The organism is Dactylosporangium sp. NPDC005555 (assembly GCF_040605635.1).
Lineage (GTDB): Bacteria > Actinomycetota > Actinomycetes > Mycobacteriales > Micromonosporaceae > Dactylosporangium.
This window is the reverse complement of sequence record NZ_JBEXDG010000008.1, coordinates 152,745-175,770: the sequence shown is the minus strand read 5'-3', so window position 1 is coordinate 175,770 and position 23,026 is coordinate 152,745. Positions and strand designations below refer to the sequence as shown.

Genomic DNA, 23,026 nt, shown 5'->3' with positions numbered 1-23,026 from the left:
CACATGAGACTGTTACTGGCCACCGCCCTGGTCGTCTCCGTCGCCACCCTCGCCGCCTGCAACTCGTCCGCGTCACCCGGCACCGGGGAGTCGCAGAACGCCAAGGGCCAGCCGATCGCCGTCGATCTGCCGCGCGCCGACTCCGACTTCTGGAACTCCTACGCCAAGTACATCCCGCAGTTCGCGAAGGACACCGGCCTCAACCTGATGACGCCGACGAACTCGCAGAACGACATCGCCAAACTCGTCGCGAACACCCAGGCCCTGACGAGCCAGGGTGCGAAGGCGATCGTGATGGCACCGCAGGACACCGGCGCGATCGCGACCACACTCACCCAGCTGGAGCAGAAGAAGATCCCGGTCGTCACCGTCGACACCCGCCCCGACAAGGGCAACGTCTACATGGTCGTCCGCGCCGACAACCGCGCCTACGGACAGAAGGCCTGCGAGTTCCTCGGCGCCAAGCTCGGCGGCAAGGGCAAGGTCGTCGAGTTCCAGGGATCCCTGTCCAGCGTCAACGGCCGGGACCGCTCCGAGGCGTTCGCCGAATGCATGTCCAGCAAGTTCCCCGGCATCACCGTCTTCGCCGAACCCACCGACTGGGAGGGCGCGAAGGCGTCCGCGGCACTGCAGACCCGCCTCGCCCAGCACCCCGACATCAACGGCATCTACATGCAGGCCGGCGGCGTGTTCCTCGCCCCGACGCTGCAGCTGCTGCGGACCAAGAACCTCCTCGTCCCGCCGAGCGACCCGAAGCACATCTTCATCGTGTCCAACGACGGCATCCCGCAGGAGTTCGACGCGATCCGCAAGGGCGAGATCGACGCGACCGTGTCACAGCCCGCCGACCTGTACGCGAAGTACGCGCTCTTCTACGCGAAGGCCGCCGTCGACGGCAAGACGTTCCAGCCCGGCAAGACCGACCACGACAGCACCATCGTCCAGGTCCGCGACGGCCTGCTGGAGGACCAGCTCCCCGCCCCGCTCGTCACCAAGGACAACGTCGATGACTCGGCGTTGTGGGGCAACCAGATCGGCAAGTGATGACCGACGCGACCGGCGCCTCCACCGTCCCGGCGGTGGAGGCCGTCCACACGAGCAAACGCTTCGGCGCGACCACGGCACTGCACGACGTGTCGGTCACGGTCGCGCCCGGCAGCACCCACGCCCTCGTGGGCCGCAACGGCGCGGGCAAGTCGACGCTCGTGTCGCTGCTCACCGGCCTGCAGAGCCCCGACGCCGGCGCGATCGCCTTCGACGGTCAGCCCGCCCCGCCGGTGTCGGACCGGGCCGCGTGGCGCCGCCGCGTCGCGTGCGTCTTCCAGCGCTCCACCATCATCCCCGAGCTGTCGGTGGCGGAGAACCTGTTCCTCAACCGGCAGGGCGACGTCGTCCGCTGGGGTGCGCTGCGCCGCCGGGCGGCGCACCTCCTCGACGAGTACGCCGTCGACGTCTCCCCCGCCGCCCGCGCCGGGGACCTCGGCGTCGAGCAGCGGCAGCTCGTCGAGATCGCCAGGGCGCTGTCGCAGGGCGCCCGCTTCATCATCCTCGACGAGCCGACCGCCCGGCTCGACGCGACCGCCATCGACCGGCTCTTCGGCCGGCTGCGGGCGTTGTCCGCGACCGGGGTGACGATGCTGTTCATCTCCCATCACCTGCAGGAGGTCTACGCGGTCTGCGACACCGTCACCGTGTTGCGGGACGCTCGTCATGTACTGACGGCGCCGGTGTCCGAAGTGGACCACGACGCCCTGGTCGCGGCGATGACCGGCGAGGCGGTCGGACTGACCGCGGTGCGGCCGCGGCCACCGGCCGACCCGTCCACCCCGGTCGCGTTGCGGCTGACCGGGTTGACGTTGCGCGGCTCGTACGATGGCATCGACGTCGACGTGAAGGCCGGCGAGATCGTCGGGGTCACCGGCTCCGGCAGCAGCGGCAAGGTGGCCCTCGCCGAGACCGTCGGCGGGCTGCGGCGCCCCGGCTCCGGGAGCGTCAGCGTGGCGGACCGGCCGGTGCCGCCGGGGAGCGTGCCCGCCGCGCTCGCCGCCGGGATCGGCCTCGTCCCGCAGGACCGGCACCGCGAAGGCCTCGTCCCGCTGCTGTCGGTGGCGGAGAACGCGACCCTGCCGATCGCCTCGACCTTCGGGCGCTTCGGCTACGTGGCGCCGAAACGTCTGCGGGAGACGGCGAACACGTTCATCGAGCGCTACGACATCCGGGCCGAAGGGCCGTCGGCGCCGGTGAGCAGCCTGTCGGGCGGCAACGCGCAGAAGGTCGTCCTCGCCCGCGCGCTGAGCACCTCGCCCCAGGTCCTGGTCCTCATCAACCCGACCGCCGGGGTCGACGTGCGCTCCAAGGAGTCGCTGCTCGGCGCCGTCCGGGCCGCGGCAGCATCCGGAACGGCGGTGCTGATGGTCTCCGACGAGCTCGACGACCTGCGGCACTGCGACCGGGTCCTCGTCATGTTCCACGGCCGCGTCGTCGCGGCCCTGCCCGCCGGGTGGAGCGACACCGACGTGGTCGCCGCCGTCGAAGGAGTCTCGTCATGACCACAGTCCCGGCCCGGCTGTCCGGGATCCGCCTGGCCAGGATGCGGGACCTCACCCTCGTCCCGGCGATCCTGCTGCTGCTCGTCGTCGGCGCGATCGTCGACCCCGTCTTCCTGTCCAGCGCCAACATCACCAACGTGCTGCAGCAGCAGACCGAGCTGTCGCTGCTGGTCCTCGCCGAGACGGTCATCCTGATCGGCGGCCGTTTCGACCTGTCCCTGGAGTCGACCGTCGGTCTCGCGCCGGCGTTGGGCGTCGCGCTGGTCGTCCCCGTCGCCAGCAACGGCCTCGGCACCGGGTGGCCGTCCGCCCTGACGGTGCCGTTGATCCTGCTCATCGGGCTGCTCGTCGGCGCGCTCAACGCGCTGCTGATCCTGCGCTTCGGGCTGTCCGCGTTCATCGTCACGCTGGGCATGCTCATCACGCTGCGCGGGCTGCAGATCGGCATCACCGGTGGCCAGAGCATGTTCGAGCTCCCGCCGTCGGTGCTGTATCTCGGCAACGCCACGTGGCTCGGCCTGCCCGTGTCGATCTGGCTCTGCGGCACGCTCTTCGCCGTGGGGATCGCGCTGCTCGGCTGGTTCCGCCACGGGCGGGCCGTCTACGCGATCGGCGGCAACGTCGACGCGGCCCGCGCCGCCGGCATCCGCAGCGGCCGCGTCATGTGGATCGTCTTCATCGTCGCGGGCGGCCTCGCCGCGCTCGCCGGGTTGCTGATGACCGGCCGGCTCGGGTCGATCGCCGCAGCTCAGGGCGACGGCTTGATCTTCCAGGTCTTCGCCGCCGCGGTCATCGGCGGCGTCAGCATGGACGGCGGCAAGGGCACCCTGTTCGGCGCGCTCTGCGGCGTGCTGGTCCTCGGCCTGATCAGCAACATCCTGACCCTCGCGGGCGTCTCCGCGCAGTGGATCCAGGCGGTGTACGGCCTGATCATCCTCGTCGCACTGATCCTCGCACGGGTCACGACGGGCAAGGCCCAGGACTCCTAGACCGGTGTGGTGGGCGGTGTCTTGGCGGTCGCCGCCCACCACACCTTGCGAAACTTTCACGTCACGCCGGCCGATCCTGGTGTGGACCGGCAGCTCAGACACGGCCCCGACTTTCGAAACGGCCGGTCCCGAACGACGCTCCCGCTTTCGACGACAGTTGCCCTGACTGCATCGAAGGGAGCAGCATGAACACCCACTTCAGACGCCTTCTGCTGGTCGGCGGGGCGTGCTCCGCCCTCGTCGCCGCCGGCGTGGTCGCGCTGACCACCGGCACCGCCAGCGCCGAGGCCGACCGGACCGTCACCGCGAACACCACCGGCACGCACAACGGCTACTTCTTCTCCTACTGGAAGGACACCGGCAACGTCACCATGACGCTGGGCGCCGGCGGCTCGTACAGCGTCCAGTGGAGCAACATGAACAACACCGTGGTCGGCAAGGGCTGGAAACCCGGCTCCAGCCACACGGTGAACTATTCCGGCACGTTCAACGTGAACGGCAACGGCTACCTCGCGCTGTACGGGTGGACCACCAACCCGCTCATCGAGTACTACGTGGTGGAGAACTTCGGCAGCTACAACCCGAGCACCGGCGCGCAGCGGCTCGGCTCGGTGACCACCGACGGCAGCACGTACGACATCTACCGCACGCAGCGCGTGAACCAGCCCTCCATCATCGGCACCGCGACGTTCTACCAGTACTGGAGCGTCCGGCAGCAGAAGCGGACCGGCGGCACCATCACCACCGCCAACCACTTCAACGCCTGGGCGGGCCTCGGGCTGAACCTCGGCACGCACGACTACCAGATCCTCGCCACCGAGGGCTACCAGAGCAGCGGCAGCTCCAGCATCACGGTCAGCGAGGGCCCCGGTCCCGGCCCGACCACCTCGTCGCCGCGGCCTTCGCAGGGCGCGTCGAGCCCGCCGCCGGGTGGCGGCACCGCTTCGTGCCAGGTGACGAACGCCGTCAACGCCTGGAACACCGGCCTGACGGACACCATCACCATCACCAACACCGGCACGACCCCCATCAACGGCTGGTCGCTGCGGTTCAACCTCGCGGCCGGGCAGACGATCACCTCCGGCTGGAGCGCCACGTTCTCGCCGAGCAGCGGCCAGGTCACCGCGACCAACGTCAGCTACAACGGCTCCCTCGCGCCGGGCGCCTCGACGACGATCGGCTTCCAGGCCAACCACACCGGCAACGCCGGCGCGCCGAGCGGGTTCACCCTCAACGGCGCCGCCTGCCGCTGACCGTCCGGGCCGCGCCGGGTTCCCGTCCCGGCGCGGCCCTCGTCAGCGCACCGCGGTCATCTTTTCGGACCCGGGATTGCCGCCGAGAGTCCCAGTCTCGGCGGCGGTCACGGCAGTAGGCTCATCCATCGAGCAGGTCGCGGCCTCCTTCGCCGGATGACCATTTCGACTCTGGAGAGATGAGCCTTGACTGACATCGAGACGGTCACCCTCGAGGCCGAGCCTCGACCAGGCCCAGGCCCGCGCGCTCGTCTACGGCCTTTCGAACGAACGCGTCGGGCAGGGCCAGATCGCGGCGATCGCCGCCGACCTCGCACGATCGTCGACCCCGGTGGATCTCGGCAAGAGCATCGCGACCGGCCAGCAGGACTGGTCGCACTGGGCCGAGACGCTGGCGCGCTCGCTGCCCGCCGGTGCCGCCCAGGAGCTCGTGCGTGGTGTGCAGACCGGCCGGCTCGAAAACGTGCGGGCGGGCCTGGGCGTGAAACAGCAGGCAGCCGTCGAGTACGGCGTCGGGGCGCTGGTCGGCGGGGTCACCCGCTTCGTGTTCGGGCGTGAGGTCGTCGACGCCGCGCACGAGGCGTTCCCCGCGGCGCCCGACCGGTTTCCGCCGCACCTCGCGGTCGAGATCAAGCAGAAGCCGGAGAAGGACGACGAGCCGAACCGGGCACTCGTCGCCCTGCAGGACGCGGCCCGCTCGACCGGGACCTGGGTGGGCAACTCCGCGCAGACGGTCAAGACCGGTGTCGGGGCCGCGGTCGGCACCGTCACCCGTCCGTTCCGGAGCGTGGACGTCGACGGCTCCCCGGTCGAGCCCCAGGCGCTGACCGCGGTGAAGGGTGTCGGCGGTGCGATCTCCGGCGCCGCGACCACCGTCGCCGGGAAGGTCGCGGCACCGTTCAAGCGGAAGAAGGACGAAGCGGACCCACCGGCGATCTCAGACGGGTCGCAGCTCGACGAGGAGCTCTGACAGCGCCGCGGCGTCGCACGCGCCCATCGGGATGTGCCGGGTGCGCTGCAGGTGGTCCGACCAGGCGTCGTCGACCCAGATCTCGGTGACGTGCACCTCGCCGGTCGCGGTGTACGTCAGCGCCGGCAGCCCCGGCTCCAGCTCGACGACGAGGGTCAGCCCGCCCGGCAGCGTGTGCGCCAGCTGGGTGTGCACCCGGCTCGACGGGTGGTAGCCGTTGCCCTGCCAGCCGCCGGACTGCTCCAGCGCCGCGAGCCGGTCCGCCGGCACGGGTCCGAAGCCCGGCAGGCCGGTCGCGGCGCGCTCCTGCGGGGTCAGCAGGACCACCGGGCGGTGCAGCTGCGCGAATGGTGGCAGGATCTCGTAGTCGGTGCCGATCTGCGCCCACCTCGCCAGGTCGTCGCCCAGGTCCGCGGGGTGCACGATGCCGAGCTGCGCGCCGTCGTCCACGAGGGCGGTGGCGTCGTCGATGTCGGCGAAGCTGCCGTCCTCCGCGATCCGCAACGCCCGCAGCAGGCGGCCCTGTCCGTCGTACTCGCCCCACAGCAGCCGCCGCGCCGGTGGTCCCAGGATCGGGTGCGGCAGCACCACCGTCGGCAGGTCCCGGGCCGGGCGCAGCCGCCGGGTGAGCATGTCCTTGTGCAGCCGCGCGATCTGCGCCGAAGCGGTCGCCCGCAGGTCCTTCTTCAGTTGCAGGAAGTGTTGGTACGCATCGGGATTCGTGTCCCTGGCACCCGGCTTCGGTGGCCGCGCCGACCGTCGCCCGCCGGCGTCGACGACGTGCGGGGTGAGGTGCGCGTCGACGGCGATCGTGAACGCGCGCGGCCCGTAGTCCAGGGTGCGGCCCGTGTCGAGGCCGTGCGTGACCGTCAGCCGGTCCGCCAGCTGCGTCACCGACAGCCCGCGCAGCGCGGCGGCCTGGGTGAGGTAGGCCAGGGCCCGCTCGTTCGTCGGACCGCCGGACATGCCCGCCTCGATCGCCAGCAGATGGCGCAGCGCAACGTCCGTGCCCACGGTCGCCAGCACCGCGAACCCGTCGACGGCGCGAGCGTAGCGGCTGCGGGCGGGCCATGACCGTACCAGCGGCGCCAGCATGTCCATGGTGGCGTCGTCGCCGACGTGGGCCTGCGCCGGCAGCACCCAGGCGCCGGCGACCGGCATCCCGTCGGCCAGCCACTGCCGCAGCAACGTCCGGCCGAGTTCCGCGGGGTTGTCACAGTCCGCGATGAGCTTCTCCATTTCCGGATCCGCCTCATGTACGAACGGCTGCGCGGCCGACGACGACGCCACGAAGAAGGGCACTTCGCTGCGGTGCGGAGCGGGATCGCCGGGCGGGGGCTCCGGTGGCGCCGCCAGCCGGGCCTCGGCCAGCGGCTGCGTCAGGCCTCTGCGTTTCCGCGGTGCCGGCCCTGCCGCGGTCTTGACGACGGGCACCTCGTGGCCGGTCGTCATCAGGAACCGCAGCGCGTCCTCCGCCTGCTGCCGCGCCCTGCCCGGGCGGCCTTCGGCGACCGGGACCAGCGCCCGCGCGGCGGCCTCGGCGTGCCGGTGCAGCCACAGCCGTGCCCACTGCCGCGCCGACCCGAGATGCCGCAGCCACCCCGCGACCAGCGCCGCCGGCTCCGGCCCCCGGAACGGCAGCATCAGCCAGCCCAGCCGGTCGGCGTGCTCACGAGCGTCGTGCAGCGCGAGCGGCAACGCGTCCAGCTCGAACCGCGCGACCGCGACCCGGTCCAGGTCCAGCTGCTGCCTGGCCCTGACGAGCAGCAGCGACGCGTTGAGCAGCGCCCGCGCCGACGCCTCGGGCCCCTTGACGAGCAGCCACGACAGCTGCGCCGGGGTGAGGTCGGCGAGCGTGTCCGCGCTGGTCGCCGCCGTGACCCAGGCGGGCTGCTCACGCCCGTGCTCCAGCGCCGCCGCCCGCGACCACCACAGCTCCCGCTCCCCGTCCTCCCAGGCCATGACGGTCGGGTCTGCTGTCACCTCAGCCTCCATGGTCGCGAACCGTAGCGGAGCGGCCGGGTGCGGGAAAATGTCGTACCCCGGCGGTAGGTTGCAACCAAGTGCCGGAGCGGGCTCGTCGCCGCCGCCGGTCGCCGAGTGCATCGCGGCGCGGCACCCATCGTCGTTTGCGAGCCTCGCGACGACCTACGAGGACATGGGGCGGTCCGGGGACGCGGCGGCGGTCCGTGCCGGCGGCACGGTCGCGTCCTGCAACGGTGGCTACTGGCGGCGGACTATCTCGGCGATCCAGGTGGGCGCGAACGGTGACGTGCAGTTCGGCGGGGTCGGGTAGTCCTTGAGGACCTCGAGGCGTTCGCCGATGTCGACGGCGCGGGCGCGCAGCGCTGGGTGTGAGATGCCGATCTGGGCGAGACAGTGGTTCATCGCCCACTGCAGGCGGTCCGGGGCGTCCTTCATCCGCTCCTCGATGCGGTCGAGGAGCGCGTCGAGGTCGAGGCCGTCGGGGTGCTTCGCGACGCGGTCGACGGTGAGGGCCCAGCCGGCGCTCGCGACGACGGGGTCGGTGTCGGCGAACCAGGCCACCCGCAGTGCCTCGCAGTGCGGGCTCTTCTTCACCACGTAGCTGACGAGCCAGTCGTGCACCTTGGGGACGCGTGCCTCGCGGAGCATGCCGTCCAGGGTGTCCCGCTCGTACATCTTGGGGCGGCAGATCAGCAGGGCCAGCAGCCGCGCGGCGGTGTCGCCGGTCGCCCACAGCCGCACCGCGAGGTCGTGCTGCGTCTTCAGCTGCTTCGCCAGGGCGCGGAGCTTGCCGAGGTTGACACCGTGGTCGTCGCCGTGGCGCTCATTCACGGCGCGGGCCTTCGGGTCCTCGAGTGCGGCCAGCGAGGCCAGCACCTCGGTCACCGTCGTCTCAGCCACCCGGGCAGTCTACCGGCCGGCCGCCGGCTTGACCCGGCTCAGCCACGCGGCGGCCTCGTCGGCCGGGAGCGGGGCGTCGACCCGTAGCAGCGGGGTCATCAGCGGGTACGCGCGGCCGGTGTCCCAGCTGCGGGAGTACGGCTCGGGCTCCAGCACGACCACCCGGACGCCGTCGAGGTGCGGGATGTCGGCGGGGGTGCCCTCGTTCCAGATCCATGCGCCGTCGGCGTCGACCAGGTTCCAGTTGCCGCGCAGGCCGCCGGCGGGCTGCAGGTCGTCGCCGGTGCCGGCGGCGGCCACCTCGGCCGCGGTCGGCGCCCGGCCCGGGAGCAGGCCGCGGGCCGGGTCGCCGATCAGGGCGGCGGCGAGCAGGGTGTGCAGCTGGAAGTTGTCGCCGATGCCGCCGATGGTGACGCGGTATCCACGGCCGGTGCCGGCGAAGCTACGGTCCAGGACCAGCAGCGGCTCGTCGTCGAGGACGCTCAGCAGCCCGGAGAGCCAGTGCGGCGTGTCGTGCGTCTCGCGGACCGGTTCGATCGCCGCGGCCAGCCGGTCCCGCTGCGGCAGCGCGGCCCGCACGTCGGCGCGCTGGCACAGGTACAGCACCGGCTGGACCCAGGCGTCGGCGCAGAACCATGCCTGCAGGAGCAGCTCGGCCGCCCGCCCGTCGAGGTCCTGGGCGGCGCCGGCGAAGCGTTCCGGGGCGGGCCGATCTGGTCGTGTGCGTCGGGTCGCGGTGGCTCGCCGAACGACGCCCGGTGCAGCTCGGCGAAGCGGGCGGCGGACTCCATCGCGTCCGCGGCCCGGTCGACGAGCGTCGGCACGACCACGGACGGGTCGGTGCCGTAGCCGGCCATGCCGCCGACCAGCTGCGCGAGATCGCCCGCGATGCCGAAGGACACCTGCAGGGCGGGCTCCAGGCGGACGAGCGCGGCCTGGACCTCGTCCGGTGCGGCTCCCGGCACCTCCTGCCCGATGGCCTGGACGCCGCCGGCGAACCCTTCCGCGTCGCGGGTCTGCATCGCCGTGAGCAGCGTGTCGACCTGGTGGGCGAGCGGCGACCGGGGTGCGTTCATGGCCGCGATCATAAACGGCACAGCGGCGGCCACCGGGGCGGGGACTTCAGGAGGTGCCGGGTGGCTCGGCGATCCGGGCCAGCCATTCGCCGAGGAGTGAGCGCTCGGCGGGGGTGAATCCCGGCAGGTCCGGCAGGGCGGCGCGCAGCGTGACGGCGGCGGCGGACGGCCCCGTCCCGATCGCGGGCCGGTCGGTGAGGATGACCGCGCAGACGGAGTCCCAGGCGGTGCCGGCGAGCGCTTCGTCGCGCTCGTGCTCCGGTTGCTCGATCAGGGTGTGTACGACGCCGTTGCCGGCCGACCGGATGAGTTCCGTGGCGCGGCGCTCGGTGACGCGGAGGCGCCCGGCGGCGGCGACCCGGCGCACACGCTCCCGCAGGACGCGCTCACCGGCCTCGACGGCGGCGCGGCCGCCCGCGGTGCGGCGGGCGGTGTGCATGAGGCGAAACAGTTCCGGGTTGGCCAGGCCGAAGCCGACGTGCAGCTCCCAGCCGGCGTGCAGGGCGTCGACCGGGTCGGCGGCGGGATCGAGCCGCTTCTGCCCGGTGTAGGTGGCGAGCCCGTGCGCGACGACGGCGTCGAGCAGCCCGTCCTTGTCGCCGAACAGCCGGTAGATCGCGGGTGCCTGCAGCCCGGCGGCGAGCGCCACGGACCTGGTGGTGACCGCGTCGGGCCCGCCGTCGGCGAGGAGCCGGGCGGCGACCTCCACGAGCTGCGTCCGGGTGCGGTCACGGGCGTCCTCCATGTTATCGACGATATCAGAAGGTGGATACCAGTGATGCTATCCTTGATATCGTCGTTTCAGTATCACCGATATCGGGAGCCCTCATGATCGTCATCACCGGCGCGACCGGCGCACTCAACGGCGCCACCGTCGAGCACCTGCTCAAGCTCGTCCCGGCGGACCAGATCGGCGTCAGCGTCCGCGACACCGGCAAGGCACAGCACTTCGCCGACCGCGGCGTGCGGGTGCGGCGCGGGGCGTACGACGACCCGGCCGCCCTGCTCGACTCCTTCGAAGGCGCCGACCAGGTCCTGCTCGTCTCCTCCAACGACCCGCACGGCGACTCGGTCGCCCTGCACCGCACCGCGGTCGAGGCCGCCGTCGCCGCGGGCGCCACGCGCATCCTGTACACCAGCCATCAGGGAGCGGGGCTCGACAACCCGTTCCAGCCGGCCCGGCATCACGCGGCCACCGAGGCGGTCCTCGCCGACCGCGGGGTCGCGTGGACGTCCCTGCGCAACGGCTTCTACGCGCACAGCCTCGGGTGGCTGCTCGGACCGTGGCGCGAGACCGGGGTCATCGCCGCCCCGGCCGACGGCCCCGTCTCATGGACCGAACGCGCCGACGCCGCCGAGGCGGCCGCGGTCATCCTCGCCGGGCGTTCCTTCGACGGCCCGGTCACGCTCACGGCCGGCGCCGCGGTCACGTTCGACGACATCGCCGCGGCCGCGTCGGAGCTGACCGGCCGCGATGTCTCGCGGGTCGTCGTGGACGACGAGGACTTCGTCGCCGCGCGCGTCGCCGACGGCGCCCCGGAGTTCATGGCCCGGTTCACGCTCTCGATCTTCCAGGCCGCCCGCGAAGGCCGCTTCACGGGCGTCGACCCGACCCTCGAAACCCTCCTCGGCCGGGCACCGCGGACCGTCGCGGACCTTCTGGCCCAAGAACCGCCGCGGGAAGCATGAATGCTGCGGGTGTCGGCGTGCCGCGGACCTCGCGGCACGCCGGATGGGCACCGACGCGACAACGGTCATCCGGCCCGACACCGAACGAACTCGGCAACGGCACGGCCTTCATTCCGCTCACCGCCCTGCGCGCCAGCCTCCGGGAGGGCCCTCCGTGACGAGAGCGCCTCGCACAGAATCTCGGGCGCCCCGTGCAACCGACCTGCACGGGGCGCCATTGTTGCCCTTCAATCAGCTCCCCAGCGGGGAGACGGGCGCTCTGCTGAATCGAACCGCCACTGGGCGAAGCGATTCACCGGACTCGTTGGGCGATCCGCAGCTCAGTCAGGTAGCGCTTGACAATTTGACCCCCGTAGTCCACGTCAATCAGCCGCGCGATGGAGTTCAGCAGTGCGCTCCGCTGCACGTCCGGCAAGGCACGGTGTCCGGAGTAGGTCAACAGCAGATCCAGGTAGTCAGCTGTCGAGTACGGCAGCTCCCACTCGTATCGGTAGAACTTCCCAGGCCCGAATCGCCCCGACGAGGTGAGCTCCCGATCGTCTTCGACGATGTCACGAGCAGTCTCAAGACGCAGACCCGGTGGGGTCGACGGATCGAAGCGCTCGTAGCACTTCTGGATCTCAACGAAAAATTCCTCGGTCCAGGTACCGCCAGCGATGTGGCGGGTTCCCACGGTGGCCAGCAGACCACCGAGACGCAAAGCGTCAGCAGACTTCGACACCCGCACCGCGGGGTCGATCCAGTGAAACGCGGTAGCGGAGAACACCACGTCGAACGGTTCATTGGGCAAGGGCCACTCCTCGAACGCCGCCGTAATGACCTCCACCGCGTCGAACGCGGCAAGATTTCGCCGAGCCACAGCTGCCATGTCCGTGCCCAACTCGACAGCCACAATGCGGTAGCCCCGCTGGGCCAACGGCACGGTCGCCTGCCCAGTGCCACAGCCAATCTCCAGCACTCTCGCCCCGGGCGCTACCCCGGCCGCAGCGAGATCATCAAACATCTGCACTGGGTATCGAGGGCGGGCACGGTCATAGCGTGCAGCGTCCTCGTTGAAGGTCTCTCGCAACCTCACGTAGTCATTGCTATCGCTCACCAACAGAGAGTAGGAGCGCAACTCCTACGGCAGGCACCCAATTCTCGATGCCAGGCACGGCAGGGTGCACCTGCCGATCGTTACCGGAAAAGGCATCAATGGACCTGATCGACCCGGATGACCCCCGTGCAGGGTCGGCCGAGAGGTGTTCGTGAACCCGACGAACACGGCGCCGGCGACCAGGTAAGGATGAACACTCCGGCGTGATGTCCGCCGGACCGTCGATAGTGAGGGCGGTCCATCGGACGGTACGGTGTGGCCATGAGCGACGCGGTGGTGGCCGACGGTGTTGTCGTGCAGGTGGTGGAGGTCGGCGGCGGGCGGGAGATCTCGTGGGGTGACGGGACCGTGGAGCGGCTGCGGGACCGGATCTCCGACGTGCAGTCGGCCGTCGTGGCCGGGGTGCGGGCCGTCGCCGCGAACGTCACGCCCGACCTGTCCGGGTGGGAGGTCGCGGAGCTGCAGGCGAAGTTCGGCGTCACGCTCAACGCCGAGGCCGGCGTGGTCGTCTCCCGCGCGACGACCGGCGCCACGTTCGAGGTGACCGTCACCCTGCGCCGCAAGCCCGCCGCCGACGGAGCCGCGGACCAGGCCGGTGAGACCGGCCAGAGCTGATGATCGACGGGCGCATCGTCGCCGGGAAGACCGATCTGGGCAGCGGGTTCGTCCTGACGGACCGGATCGTCGCCACGGCGGCGCACGTGGTGCGGAAGTGGCGGCCCGAGGACCTCGCGTTCGTCACGGCGGCGGGGGTACGACTCGCGGTCGAACACATCGAACGTGACATCACGATCGATGTGGCCACGCTGCGCGTCGCGGAGTCCCTGGCGGTCGTGCCTCCGTTGAGGCATGCGCTCCTGCACGACGAGTGGCGGGTGACGGCGCAGCCGAGGGATCACGACGCGCAGCTGACCGGCAAGGTCACCGCGGTCACCCACTCGATCGTCAACCAGGGCGGCATCGACATGATGGTGCTGCAGCTGCACGTGGCGGAGGTGCTGCGGGACTACCGGGGATACTCGGGCAGCGCGGTGACCGTCGAAGGGGCGGTCATCGGTGTGCTGGTCGAGCAGGTCCGCGAGCGGGTCGACGCGGGCGCCGGGGCCGCCAACGTGCTCTACGCGGTGCCGGTCGCCCGTGTCGTCGGCCGGTTCAAGCTCGGCGCCGCGGTCAAGCGCTCGGACCGGGCGCTGCCCGTGCGGCAGCTGCTCGACACCGCCTACTTCGACCTGGACCTGCTCAAGACGGCCATCCTCGACGCGATGACCGCGTGTGACCGGCAGCGGGTCATCGTCTTCGGCGTCGACGCCGACGAGCAGGCCGTGGTGGAGAACCTCTGCGCGTGGCTGCGGCAGTACGTCGGCGACATCGACCGGCAGTACTGGCTGGACATGAGCGCCGTGCTGAACTCCGTCGACACGGCGGCGCAGGCGGTGACCCGCTACACCGCCGTGCTGCGGTCGCGGAACGTCATCTGCCCGGTGTCGGTGCGGGGCACCTCCGCCGGCGCGGTCGCCGAGCTGGTCCAGCGGGTCCGGGAGGCGTACGGACGGCCGGACCACTGGTTCATGCTGTTCCTGCTCGGCGTGCCCGACGGCGGATACCCCGACGCGGTGACAGCCCTGCCCCGGCCGCAGTTCGCGCACCGCGACGTGCAGCAGTGGGCGACGCACGTCATCTCGTCCAAGCACTGGCCGCGGCACCTCGCGGAAGCGTGGACGTCGGACATCGTCGGACGCATCGGCGACGACCTCAACGTGCGGTTCACGTACGAGGAGCTCACCACCTGCATCACCCGCGTACGGCACGAGCCGGACGAGTTGCTCAGCGATCTCGAAGACCTGGGGGCCTGATGCGCACACGCCATCACGTCGACACATCCGTCCGGTTCGACCGGCTCGCGGAGCTGCCGGAGCGGCGCGAGATCGAAGCGGCCGGGCCGCCCGGGCCGCAGGCGCGGTCCGAGACGCGGGAGCGGGAGCCGTACCGCGCGTCCGCCGAGCTCGAGGAGGCGGTCAACGTCGCGATCGCGCTCGGCCGGCCGCTGCTGCTGCAGGGCGACCCCGGCGCGGGCAAGACGCGTCTGGCGTACGCCGTCTCGTACGCCCTCGGACTGCCGCTCGAAGAGGCGTACATCAAGTCGACCAGCCGCGGCCAGGATCTCCTCTACGTGTACGACGCCGTCCGCCGCCTCTACGACACGCAGGCCGGCCGCGGCGGGTCCCCGTTGGACGAGGCCGCCTATGTCCGGCTGGGGCCGCTCGGCCGGGCGATCGTCCGCGCCGGGCACGGCCGCCGGTCGATGGTGCTCATCGACGAGATCGACAAGGCCGACATCGACTTCCCCAACGACCTGCTGCGGGAGATCGACCAGCTCGCGTTCGACGTGCCCGAGGCGGGCGGCGGGCGGCACGCCGTGCCGGCGGACCGGCCCGACCTGCGGCCCGTCATCGTGGTCACGAACAACGAGGAGAAGGCGCTGCCGGCCGCGTTCCTGCGCCGGTGCGTGTTCCACCACGTCCGATTCCCCGACGCCGTCGACGAGCTCGACGCGATCCTCGCCCTGCACGGCATCGGCGACGTCGACCTCCGCGCCTCGGCGATCGGGACGCTGCTGCGGCTGCGGTCCATGGACCTGGCGAAGAAGCCGGGCCTCAGCGAGCTGCTGGACTGGGTCAGCTACCTGCAGGCCGTCGGCGTGATACCCGGCCGTGACGGGTCGGCCGGCCGGCTGCCCTACGCGGGGGTGCTCATCAAGCAGCACGCCGACGCGCTGCGGCTGGAGCGCTGAGCGTGCCGCCGTTCGTCCACGCCCTCATCGACCAGCTCCGGCGGCGGGGCCTGCCGCTCGGCGTCGACGACTGCGACGCGCTGCGCCGGGCCCTGGCGGCCGGGTTCGGCTGGACGTCGGCCGCGGCCCTCACCGAGCTGTGCGTGATGCTGTGGGCGAAGACGGCTTCGGAGGCTGCCATGGTACGAGCGGCGTTCGCCCGGGTGGAAGCTCCACAATGGACTCTTGCCGCACCGGTCGCCGATGCGCCGGCGGTCCCGGTGCCGGCTCCCCCTCCGTCCGTTGCGGACGGTCCAGCACCGGTCGCCGACCCTGTTCCCGCTGTCGTGGAGCCGGCCCCGCCGCCCGTCGCCGCCCCCGGTGACGACCTGCCGGCCGCGCCGCCCGGCACCGGACGCGTCGACACCAGGTTGGTGCTGACCCCGCAGTACCCGCTGACCGAACGCGAAATCGTCCAGGTGTGGCGCGGGTTGCGCCGCCCGACGCGGCACGGGCCACCCGTCGAGCTCGACGTCGACGAGACACTGCACCGCTCCGCGCGGCTCGGCGTGCCGGTGCCCCCGGTGCTGGTCCCGGCCCGCCGCAACACGACCCGGCTGCTGCTGCTCGTCGACCGGCAGGGTTCGATGACGCCGTTCCACCGGTACGTCTCGCATGTCGTGCAGGCGATCCAGCGCGCCGGCCGGCTCAGCGCGCTCACGGTCGTCTACTTCCACAACACCGCGGGCAGCGCTGATGCCGCGCTGCTCGACGCGATCCCCGACCCGTTCGACCCGTCCATCGACGCGGTCCTGCCCGCCCTGCCACCGTTGCGGGACGGCACCCTGTATCAGGACCCCGCGTTGACGGTGCCGGTGTCGCTGCGTTCGGTGCTCTCCCTGGTGACCGCGACGACGGGCGCGGCCGTCATCAGCGACGCCGGCGCGGCCCGTGGCACGCTCAGCCCGGCCCGGCTGCTGGACACCGTCGCCCTCGGCAAGGCCCTGCACGCCGCGGCGGGCGCCGTCTCCTGGCTCAACCCGCTGCCCGCGTCCCGCTGGCCGCGCAGCACCGCCGAGCAGGTCGCCCGGCACCTGCCGATGTTCCCGCTGACCCGCGCCGGCATGTACCAGGCCGTCGACGTCCTGCGCGGCCGCCCGTTCCCCGTGGCCAGGCCGCTGTGACCACGTCCGGCGCGTGGGTGCGCGCCTCCCCCGTCGCGGCCCGCCTGGCCGCCGCGCGGTCCCGGCTGCCCGCCGGTGCGCTGGAGCTGGCCTGCCACGCGGCCGTCCCCGTCGCGGTCGACGCGGGCCTGCTGCACCTGCTGCGCATCAACTTCTTCCTCGACCCGCCGACCGTCCTGCCGTTCGACGCCGAGGCGGCGCTGCTGCTGTCACCTCTGTTCCGCGAGGTCGGCGAGGACCTGTACGAGATCGACCCCACCCTGCGCGACGCGCTCCTCGCCTCCCTCGTCGCCCGGTTCGGCGCCGAACGACCGGCCCGCGTGGCGGTGCTGCTGGAGCAGTACACCGATCAGCACCCGACCTGGCACACCCAGCCCGAGCTCGAACACGCCCAGCGCCTCACCGCCCTCAACCTCGTCGACCCCGCCCGCGCCGCGGACTGGCTCGCCGCGAACCGCACCGCCGCCGGCGGCCCGGCGCTGACCCGCGAGTGGTTCGTCGCCATGTCAGGCCGCCTGCGCCCGCGCGCCTCCCTGCAGGAGCGGACCCGGCTCGCGATCGCCGACCAGGGGCCCGAGGCGCTGGCCGAACTCGCCGAGCTGGCCCTGCTCCCGGGCGCCGACGTGCGCGCCATCGCCCTGTACCTCGAGTCGGTCACGCACACCGACCCGTCCCGGCGCGACCTGGCGGCCGGCATCCTCGACACCATCACCCGGCTCGTCCCGCCGCCACCACGGCAGCGCGTCCGCGAACTGGCCCTGGACGGCTACCGGGCCACGCCGTTCCCGGCACTGCACGGCATCGACCCGGCCACGTTCACCCCCGCCTGGGACTCCGCGGAGCCGCTGCCCGTGCCGATCGGCTCCGACCCGGACGGCCGGCCGGTCACGCTCTCCCTGCTGGCGCCCGGCCAGCACGCGATGATCGTCGGCGCGACCGGCTCCGGCAAGTCCGAACTGCTGCGGACCCTGATCCTCGGGCTCGCGGTCACCAACAGCCCGCAGCACCTCAACATCCTGCCCGTCGACTTCCGCGGCGGCGCCACGTTCGCCGGCCTCGAGTCACTGCCGCATCTCGCCGGCCTGGTCGTCGACAACGGCGACGTGATGTCGCTGGTCGAGCGGCTCAAGCAGGTCCTGCTCGGCGAGGTCGACCGCCGGCAGCAGAAGACCACCGTCACCCGCCCGCGCCTGCTCATCGTCATCGACGAGTTCCACTCCTTCCTCACGATCGATCCGTCGTTCGTCGACGTCCTCGTCACCGTCGGCCGTCTCGGCCCCTCCCTCGGCATCCACCTGATCCTGTCCACCCAGCGGTTCGAACCCGGCCGCTCGCGCGGACTCGAGCCGCTGCTGTCACACCGGATCGTCCTGCGCACGCTCTCCCAGGCCGAGTCACACGACGCCATCGGCGGCCCGCAGGCGTTCCATCTGCCCGGGGGCCCGGGCCACGGCTATCTGCGGATCGAAACCGGTGCCCTGCTCCGGTTCCGCGCGGCGTACGTGTCCGGCCCCTACCCGCCACCGGCGCCGTCGTGGGCAGACATTCTCGACCCGTACGGCGCTCCACGATCCGCGACGCTGCTGGACCATCTCGTCGGCAGGATGGCCGGGCACGGCGGGCCGGTCCACCAGGTGTGGCTGCCGCCGCTGCCGGCGGAACTCGCGCTCGGTGACCTTCCCGCCGGTGATGTCACGATCGGCGAGGTCGACGCTCCCCGCGACCACCAGCGGCGGGTGCTCAACGTCGACCTGACCGGCAACTCCGGCCACGTCGTGATCGTCGGCGGACCCCGCACCGGCAAGACGACCGCGCTGCTGACCATCGTCACCTCCCTCGCCCGCACGGCGCGCCCGACCAGCGTGTACTGCCTCGGCGGCGACCTCGGCTCGCTCATCGACCTGCCGCCCGTCATCGACGTCTGGGACCCCGCGACCGACACCGACGCGATCACCGAACTCCTCTCCTTCCTCCAGCGCGCCCCCTCCGGCGACGCCGTGCTGGTCATCGACGGCTGGGCGGACGCACTGCGCAGGTACCCGGCGCTCGACGACCTCGTCTTCGCCGGCAAGGCGGTCATCGTCGCGACCGACGAACGGTGGAGCCGGTTCAGCGGTGAACACCTCGCGGCGTTCGGCACGACGATCGAGCTCTGCCTCGCCGACCGGGCCCCCTCCCGGATCTCGGTGCCCGCCGGCCGCCTGCTGCGTTTCGAAGGGCCCGGCCGTGCCCTGGTCACCGACGGCCTGCAGCTGCAGATCGCCCTGCCCATCCGCTCCACCGGCGACACCCACGACGCCTACATGCGGGACTTCGCCGTCATCCGGTCACCCGGCCGGGTCCGCCTCGGCACGTTCGAGCCCGACGGCGCCGAGTTCGCCATCGACTTCACCACCGAGCCGCACCTTCTCGTCAAAGGCGGGTCCCCCGCGGATCGGCAGACGGTCCGGCAGATGATCGAACGGTCGGTCACCGGCCGGATCGTCGGACCCGACCAGGTCGAGGAGATCGTCGAGGAGCTACGGCGGTCCCAGGGGGCCCGCGACGACGAACTGTGGATGATCGGCGACGGCGACCTCGAGCCGCTGACGCCGATGATCGAGTTCCTGCGGAACGCTCGCGAGCATCGCCTGCACGTCATCGCGCTTGCCCCTTCGCCGGAGGCCTACCCCCTGGTGTCGCACCTGTTGCTGCTGACCGCACCGTTCATCCGACTGTTCGATGAGCCCGGCGAGTCCGCGGACGGTGAGCTGATCGTGGAGGGACCGGTCGTACGGCGGTTCCACCTCGATCGGCCGCCGCCGTCCCCGCCGGCCGAGCCGGTCCGGGCGTGGGCCGCGCCGGGGCTGGTCGCGCCGATCGGCAGCGATCCGGACGGCCGGTCGGTGCTGCTCGACCTGCGCGATCCCAGCCAGGGCGGCACGGGTCCGCACGGGATCATCGTCGGCGCGGCCGGGTCCGGCAAGTCGGAGCTGATCCGCGCGGTGATCCTCGGGCTCGCCGCCGCCAACAGCCCCGCCGAGCTGAACGTCCTGCCGGTCTCCTACTTCGGCCGGGACACGTTCGCGGGGCTGGAGGACCTGCCGCACCTCGCCGGTCTGGCAGTGAAGCTCTCCGCGGAGCCGTCGCTGGTGGACCGCCTCGTCGACGTCCTGGCCGGCGAGATCAGCCGCAGGCAGAGCTCCACGGAACCCCTGCCGAAGCTCGTCATCGTCATCGACGAATTCACCGAACTGCTCGATGCGCAACCGTCGGTCATCGACACGATCCTGCAGGTGTGCCGGGTCGGCCGTACGCTCGGCATCCACCTGCTGCTGTCCACCCAGCGCTTGGAGGAGCGCCGGCTGGTGGGCCTGGACACGTACCTGACCTACCGGATCGCCCTGCGCACCTTCACGGCCGACGAGTCCCGCGTCGTGCTCGGCGGCCCGGAAGCGTTCGAGCTGCCCCACGCCCACGGCCACGGCTACCTGAGGAGCAAGGTCGACGAAAGCCTGCGCCGCTTCCGAAACTCCCAGGTGTTGGGCACCCTCGCCGTCCCGGCGGCCGGCCATGGCGGCCCTGTGCACCAGATCTGGTTGCCGCCGCTGCCGCCGGTGGTCGCGCTCGGCGACCTGCCGGCCGACGGGGTGACGATCGGGCTGGCCGACACCGCCCGCGAGCACCGGCAGGCGCCCTTCACGATCGACCTTTCGGGCGGGTCGGTGCACGTCGCGATCGTCGGCGAACGCGGCAGCGGCACGACGACCGTCCTCCAGACCGTTGTCGCCGCCATCGCCCGCCAGGACCTGCCGTGTCACGTGTACTGCCTCGGCGGCGGGCTCAACACCATCGCCGACCTGCCGTTCGTCGGTGGGGTCTTCCACCGCCACGACGGGGCCGCCATCGCCCGCCTGGTGTCGTTCCTGGACCGCCGCCCACGCGGTGCGGAGCCGCCGGTGGTGGTGATCGTCGACAACTGGCCGAGGGTCGTGCGCGACCACCCTGTCGTCCGGGATCTGATCACCGACGGCCTGGCCACCGTCGTGGCCACCGGCACGTCCTGGTCCGCGTTCGGTGCGGACCTCTCCGGCTTCCGGCCGCTCGTCGAACTGTCGCTCGAAGACCCGGCGACCTCCCGGTTCTCCGCCGTCGACGCGCGCCGGATCCGGGGCGGGCGCCCAGGTCGCGGCCATGTCGAGCACGGGGACCGGGTGCAGCTCGCGGCGCCGGTCCGGCACGTCGGCGGCAACCATCACGCCTACGTCGCCGAGCTTGCCGGCGCGTGGACCGGACAACCGGCACCGCGGGTCGAACCCGACCTGCGGCTGCGGATCGGCGTGCACGAGGACGACGGCTCCGACTGCGTCCTCGACTTCGCACGCCACCCACACCTGCTGATCCAGGGCACCGGCAACGTCGTCGACCGGCTGCTGTCGACCTTGGCCGACTGGGCGGACGGCCGCGTCTTCGACGCCCTCGACAGCCCCCAGGTCGCCGGTCTGATCGAGGGCAGGCTGCCCCGGCCGAACATCCCGGCGCGGCACCTCGTGACCCGGACCTCGTGGACCGGGCCGGAGCTGTGGAGCATCACCGGGGACCGGTCCGCCCTGGACAGCCTGGCGGAGTTCCTGCCGGACGGACGGGAGCTCGGCCTCCATCTTGTCGTGGCCAGCGACGAGACGGCCGGCGAACCGTCCGGCGCGGTGTGGCAGCTGATCGACCTCGATACCCCGACGATCGCCGTGCCGGACCCGGCCTCAGCGGACGAGCACGCCACAACGATCGAACGGGACGGGCGGATCCGGCCGGTCCTGCTCAGCCTTTAACGCTCGTGGACCAGCACGCCGTCGATGAAGACCAGGTCGGCGGTGGTCTCGTAGAGCCTGGTGTCCGGTTCGAAGGGGTCGCGGTCGAGGACGACCAGGTCGGCGGCCTTACCGACCGTGATCGAGCCCGTCTGGTCGTCGGTGCCGCTCACGTATGCGGAGCCGATCGTGTAGGCCGTCAGGGTCTGCTCCAGGGACAGCGCCTCGTGGGGGAGCATCGGGACCTGGGAGGTCGGCCAGTCGGCCTCGGCGGAGACCGGGGGCTCGGTGCGGTTGACAGCGACGTGGATCGCCCACCACGGGTCCGGGGTCGTGACGGGCCAGTCGCTGCCGGCGGCGAGGCGGCCGCCCGCGCGGGCGATCGAGCCGAACGGGTACTGCCGGGCCGCCCGCTCCGGGCCGAAGAACGGCACGCACAGGGTGTCGTTCTGCTCGTGATGGGTGGCCCACAGGGCCTGGATGTTGGCGGTCACGTTCAGCGCGGCGAACCGCGGTACGTCAGCCGGATCGACGACCTGGAGGTGCGCGAGGTGGTGGCGGGCCCCGGACGGCCTGGTGAGGCCGGCGACGGCGTCGAGGCACTCCCGGACGGCGCGGTCGCCGATGGCGTGGAAGTGGACGCCGAAGCCGGCGGCGTCCAGCAGGGCGACGTACCGTGCGAGGTGGGCGGGGTCGACGTTGGAGTGCCCGCAGTGCACCCCTTGGCCGATGTACGGGTCGATCATGGCGGCCGTGAAGTTCTCCGCCACGCCGTCCTGCATGATCTTCACGGCGGTGGCGCGGAAGCGGCCGTGCGAGGCGCGTGAGCGGCGGTCCTCGAAGAAGCCGATCTGTGACGCGTCGCCGGCGCGGTCCCACCACAGGGCGCCGGTGACGCGGGCGCGCAGGGTGCCGGCGGCGTCCGCGGACACGTAGGTGTCGAACTGGTCGCGGGCGCCGGCGTAGGCGCCGACGATCGCGTCCTGCCAGCCGGTGATCCCGAGGCTGAACAGGTAGCGCTGCGCCTCGGCGAGGGCACGGTCGTAGTCGGCGGCGGTGTCGGCCGGCAGCAGGCCGGTGATCAGGTCCATGGCACCCTCGTGCAGGACCCCGGTCGGCTCCCCCGCCGGGTCCCGCTCGATTCTCCCGTCGGCCGGGTCCGGCGTGTCACGGTCGATGCCCGCGATGAGCAGCGCGCGGCTGTTCACCCACGCCGAGTGATGGTCGCGGTTGGGCAGGAAGACCGGCCGGGAGGGGGCGACGGTGTCGAGGTCCTCGCGGTGCGGCAGGCCGCCGGGGAACGCCGCCATCGACCAGCCGCCGCCGGTGATCCAGCCGTCGCCGGGGTAGGCGGCGACGGCGGCGAGGTAGTCGGCCTTCGTGTGCCACGGGGTGAGGTCGCAGCGGAGGCGTTCGAGGGCGCCGGAGACGGGGTGGATGTGCGCGTCCTGCAGGCCGGGGACGAGCGCGCGGCCGTCGAGGTCGACGACGTCGAACGCACTGCCGGACAATTCGGACAGCACGGCCGGTCGGGAGCCGACGGCGACGATCTGCCCGTCGCGGACGGCCACGGCCTCGACGGGCTCGGGAGAACCGGGGGCGAAGACCCGCCCGTTGGCGAACAGCAGCGCACTCATGAACGGCAGCATGCAGGGCAACGGTGGGGGTACGCAAAGGGTCCACCCCGTTGACCGGCATGCCCGTCGATGTGATGGTGCCATCACCACATCGACGGTCGGCGAAGTGTTCGCGGTATCCCCGCGTGCGCCCGCTGCGT

At 72.1% G+C, this 23,026-nt stretch carries 17 protein-coding genes; 11 read left to right on the top strand and 6 right to left on the bottom strand.

All coding sequences use genetic code 11. From position 1 onward, the window contains the following. Positions 1 to 3: 3 nt before the first annotated feature. The 5 genes from ABZS58_RS12095 (at position 4) to ABZS58_RS12075 (ending at position 5,761) form a co-directional block, all read left to right on the top strand. Positions 4 to 1,044, top strand: a complete 1,041-nt coding sequence (locus ABZS58_RS12095; RefSeq protein WP_354780429.1) for a sugar ABC transporter substrate-binding protein — start codon at positions 4 to 6, stop codon at positions 1,042 to 1,044. Further along, complete coding sequence (locus tag ABZS58_RS12090) at positions 1,044 to 2,549, top strand: sugar ABC transporter ATP-binding protein (protein WP_354780427.1); 1,506 nt, start codon at positions 1,044 to 1,046, stop codon at positions 2,547 to 2,549. Before ABZS58_RS12095 ends, ABZS58_RS12090 begins: the two co-directional genes overlap by 1 nt. After that, positions 2,546 to 3,538, top strand: a complete 993-nt coding sequence (locus ABZS58_RS12085; RefSeq protein WP_354780425.1) for an ABC transporter permease — start codon at positions 2,546 to 2,548, stop codon at positions 3,536 to 3,538. The genes ABZS58_RS12090 and ABZS58_RS12085 overlap by 4 nt, the downstream gene beginning before the upstream one ends. A 185-nt stretch (positions 3,539 to 3,723) precedes the next feature. After that, positions 3,724 to 4,791: a glycoside hydrolase family 11 protein gene (locus ABZS58_RS12080; RefSeq protein WP_354780423.1), complete on the top strand. Its 1,068-nt coding sequence runs from the start codon at positions 3,724 to 3,726 to the stop codon at positions 4,789 to 4,791. Between the two features lie 331 nt (positions 4,792 to 5,122). Further along, positions 5,123 to 5,761, top strand: a complete 639-nt coding sequence (locus tag ABZS58_RS12075) for a hypothetical protein (protein WP_354780421.1) — start codon at positions 5,123 to 5,125, stop codon at positions 5,759 to 5,761. Here ABZS58_RS12075 and ABZS58_RS12070 read toward each other — a convergent pair. The 4 genes from ABZS58_RS12070 to ABZS58_RS12055 all read right to left on the bottom strand — a co-directional run bounded on the left by ABZS58_RS12070 (position 5,729) and on the right by ABZS58_RS12055 (position 10,468). After that, positions 5,729 to 7,756: a DUF4132 domain-containing protein gene (locus ABZS58_RS12070; RefSeq protein WP_354780419.1), complete on the bottom strand. Its 2,028-nt coding sequence runs from the start codon at positions 7,754 to 7,756 to the stop codon at positions 5,729 to 5,731. The two genes, ABZS58_RS12075 and ABZS58_RS12070, sit on opposite strands and share 33 nt — an antisense overlap. 228 nt (positions 7,757 to 7,984) lie before the next feature. Beyond that, a complete protein-coding gene (locus ABZS58_RS12065) occupies positions 7,985 to 8,647 on the bottom strand; it encodes a DNA alkylation repair protein (RefSeq protein WP_354780417.1) in 663 nt (220 codons plus the stop codon). Positions 8,648 to 8,656: 9 nt separating this feature from the next. After that, positions 8,657 to 9,253: a hypothetical protein gene (locus ABZS58_RS12060; protein ID WP_354780415.1), complete on the bottom strand. Its 597-nt coding sequence runs from the start codon at positions 9,251 to 9,253 to the stop codon at positions 8,657 to 8,659. 516 nt (positions 9,254 to 9,769) lie between these two features. Then, positions 9,770 to 10,468 carry a TetR/AcrR family transcriptional regulator gene (locus ABZS58_RS12055; RefSeq protein ID WP_354780413.1) on the bottom strand — a complete coding sequence of 233 codons (699 nt, stop codon included), beginning with the start codon at positions 10,466 to 10,468 and terminating at the stop codon, positions 9,770 to 9,772. An 83-nt stretch (positions 10,469 to 10,551) separates the two neighbouring features. Between ABZS58_RS12055 and ABZS58_RS12050 the strand changes: the two genes are divergently transcribed. Then, a complete protein-coding gene (locus tag ABZS58_RS12050) occupies positions 10,552 to 11,412 on the top strand; it encodes an NAD(P)H-binding protein (protein WP_354780411.1) in 861 nt (286 codons plus the stop codon). Positions 11,413 to 11,704: 292 nt separating this feature from the next. Here ABZS58_RS12050 and ABZS58_RS12045 read toward each other — a convergent pair whose 3' ends face one another. After that, positions 11,705 to 12,508: a class I SAM-dependent methyltransferase gene (locus tag ABZS58_RS12045; RefSeq protein WP_354780409.1), complete on the bottom strand. Its 804-nt coding sequence runs from the start codon at positions 12,506 to 12,508 to the stop codon at positions 11,705 to 11,707. 261 nt (positions 12,509 to 12,769) lie between these two features. Between ABZS58_RS12045 and ABZS58_RS12040 the strand changes: the two genes are divergently transcribed. The 5 genes from ABZS58_RS12040 to ABZS58_RS12020 are packed head-to-tail and all read left to right on the top strand — an operon-like array spanning position 12,770 to position 21,270. Next, positions 12,770 to 13,123: a CU044_2847 family protein gene (locus ABZS58_RS12040; protein WP_354780407.1), complete on the top strand. Its 354-nt coding sequence runs from the start codon at positions 12,770 to 12,772 to the stop codon at positions 13,121 to 13,123. Then, on the top strand, positions 13,123 to 14,361 hold the full coding sequence (locus ABZS58_RS12035; protein ID WP_354780405.1) for a serine protease: 1,239 nt from the start codon (positions 13,123 to 13,125) through the stop codon (positions 14,359 to 14,361). The genes ABZS58_RS12040 and ABZS58_RS12035 overlap by 1 nt, the downstream gene beginning before the upstream one ends. Beyond that, positions 14,361 to 15,299 carry a MoxR family ATPase gene (locus ABZS58_RS12030; protein WP_354780403.1) on the top strand — a complete coding sequence of 313 codons (939 nt, stop codon included), beginning with the start codon at positions 14,361 to 14,363 and terminating at the stop codon, positions 15,297 to 15,299. Before ABZS58_RS12035 ends, ABZS58_RS12030 begins: the two co-directional genes overlap by 1 nt. Before the next feature lie 2 nt (positions 15,300 to 15,301). Continuing rightward, complete coding sequence (locus ABZS58_RS12025) at positions 15,302 to 16,462, top strand: VWA domain-containing protein (RefSeq protein WP_354780400.1); 1,161 nt, start codon at positions 15,302 to 15,304, stop codon at positions 16,460 to 16,462. Beyond that, positions 16,459 to 21,270 carry an FtsK/SpoIIIE domain-containing protein gene (locus tag ABZS58_RS12020; protein WP_354780399.1) on the top strand — a complete coding sequence of 1,604 codons (4,812 nt, stop codon included), beginning with the start codon at positions 16,459 to 16,461 and terminating at the stop codon, positions 21,268 to 21,270. The genes ABZS58_RS12025 and ABZS58_RS12020 overlap by 4 nt, the downstream gene beginning before the upstream one ends. On the opposite strand, the gene ABZS58_RS12015 is transcribed toward ABZS58_RS12020, so the two are convergent. Next, complete coding sequence (locus ABZS58_RS12015; RefSeq protein WP_354780397.1) at positions 21,267 to 22,886, bottom strand: amidohydrolase; 1,620 nt, start codon at positions 22,884 to 22,886, stop codon at positions 21,267 to 21,269. The genes ABZS58_RS12020 and ABZS58_RS12015 overlap by 4 nt on opposite strands. Between the last annotated feature and the right edge of the window lie 140 nt (positions 22,887 to 23,026).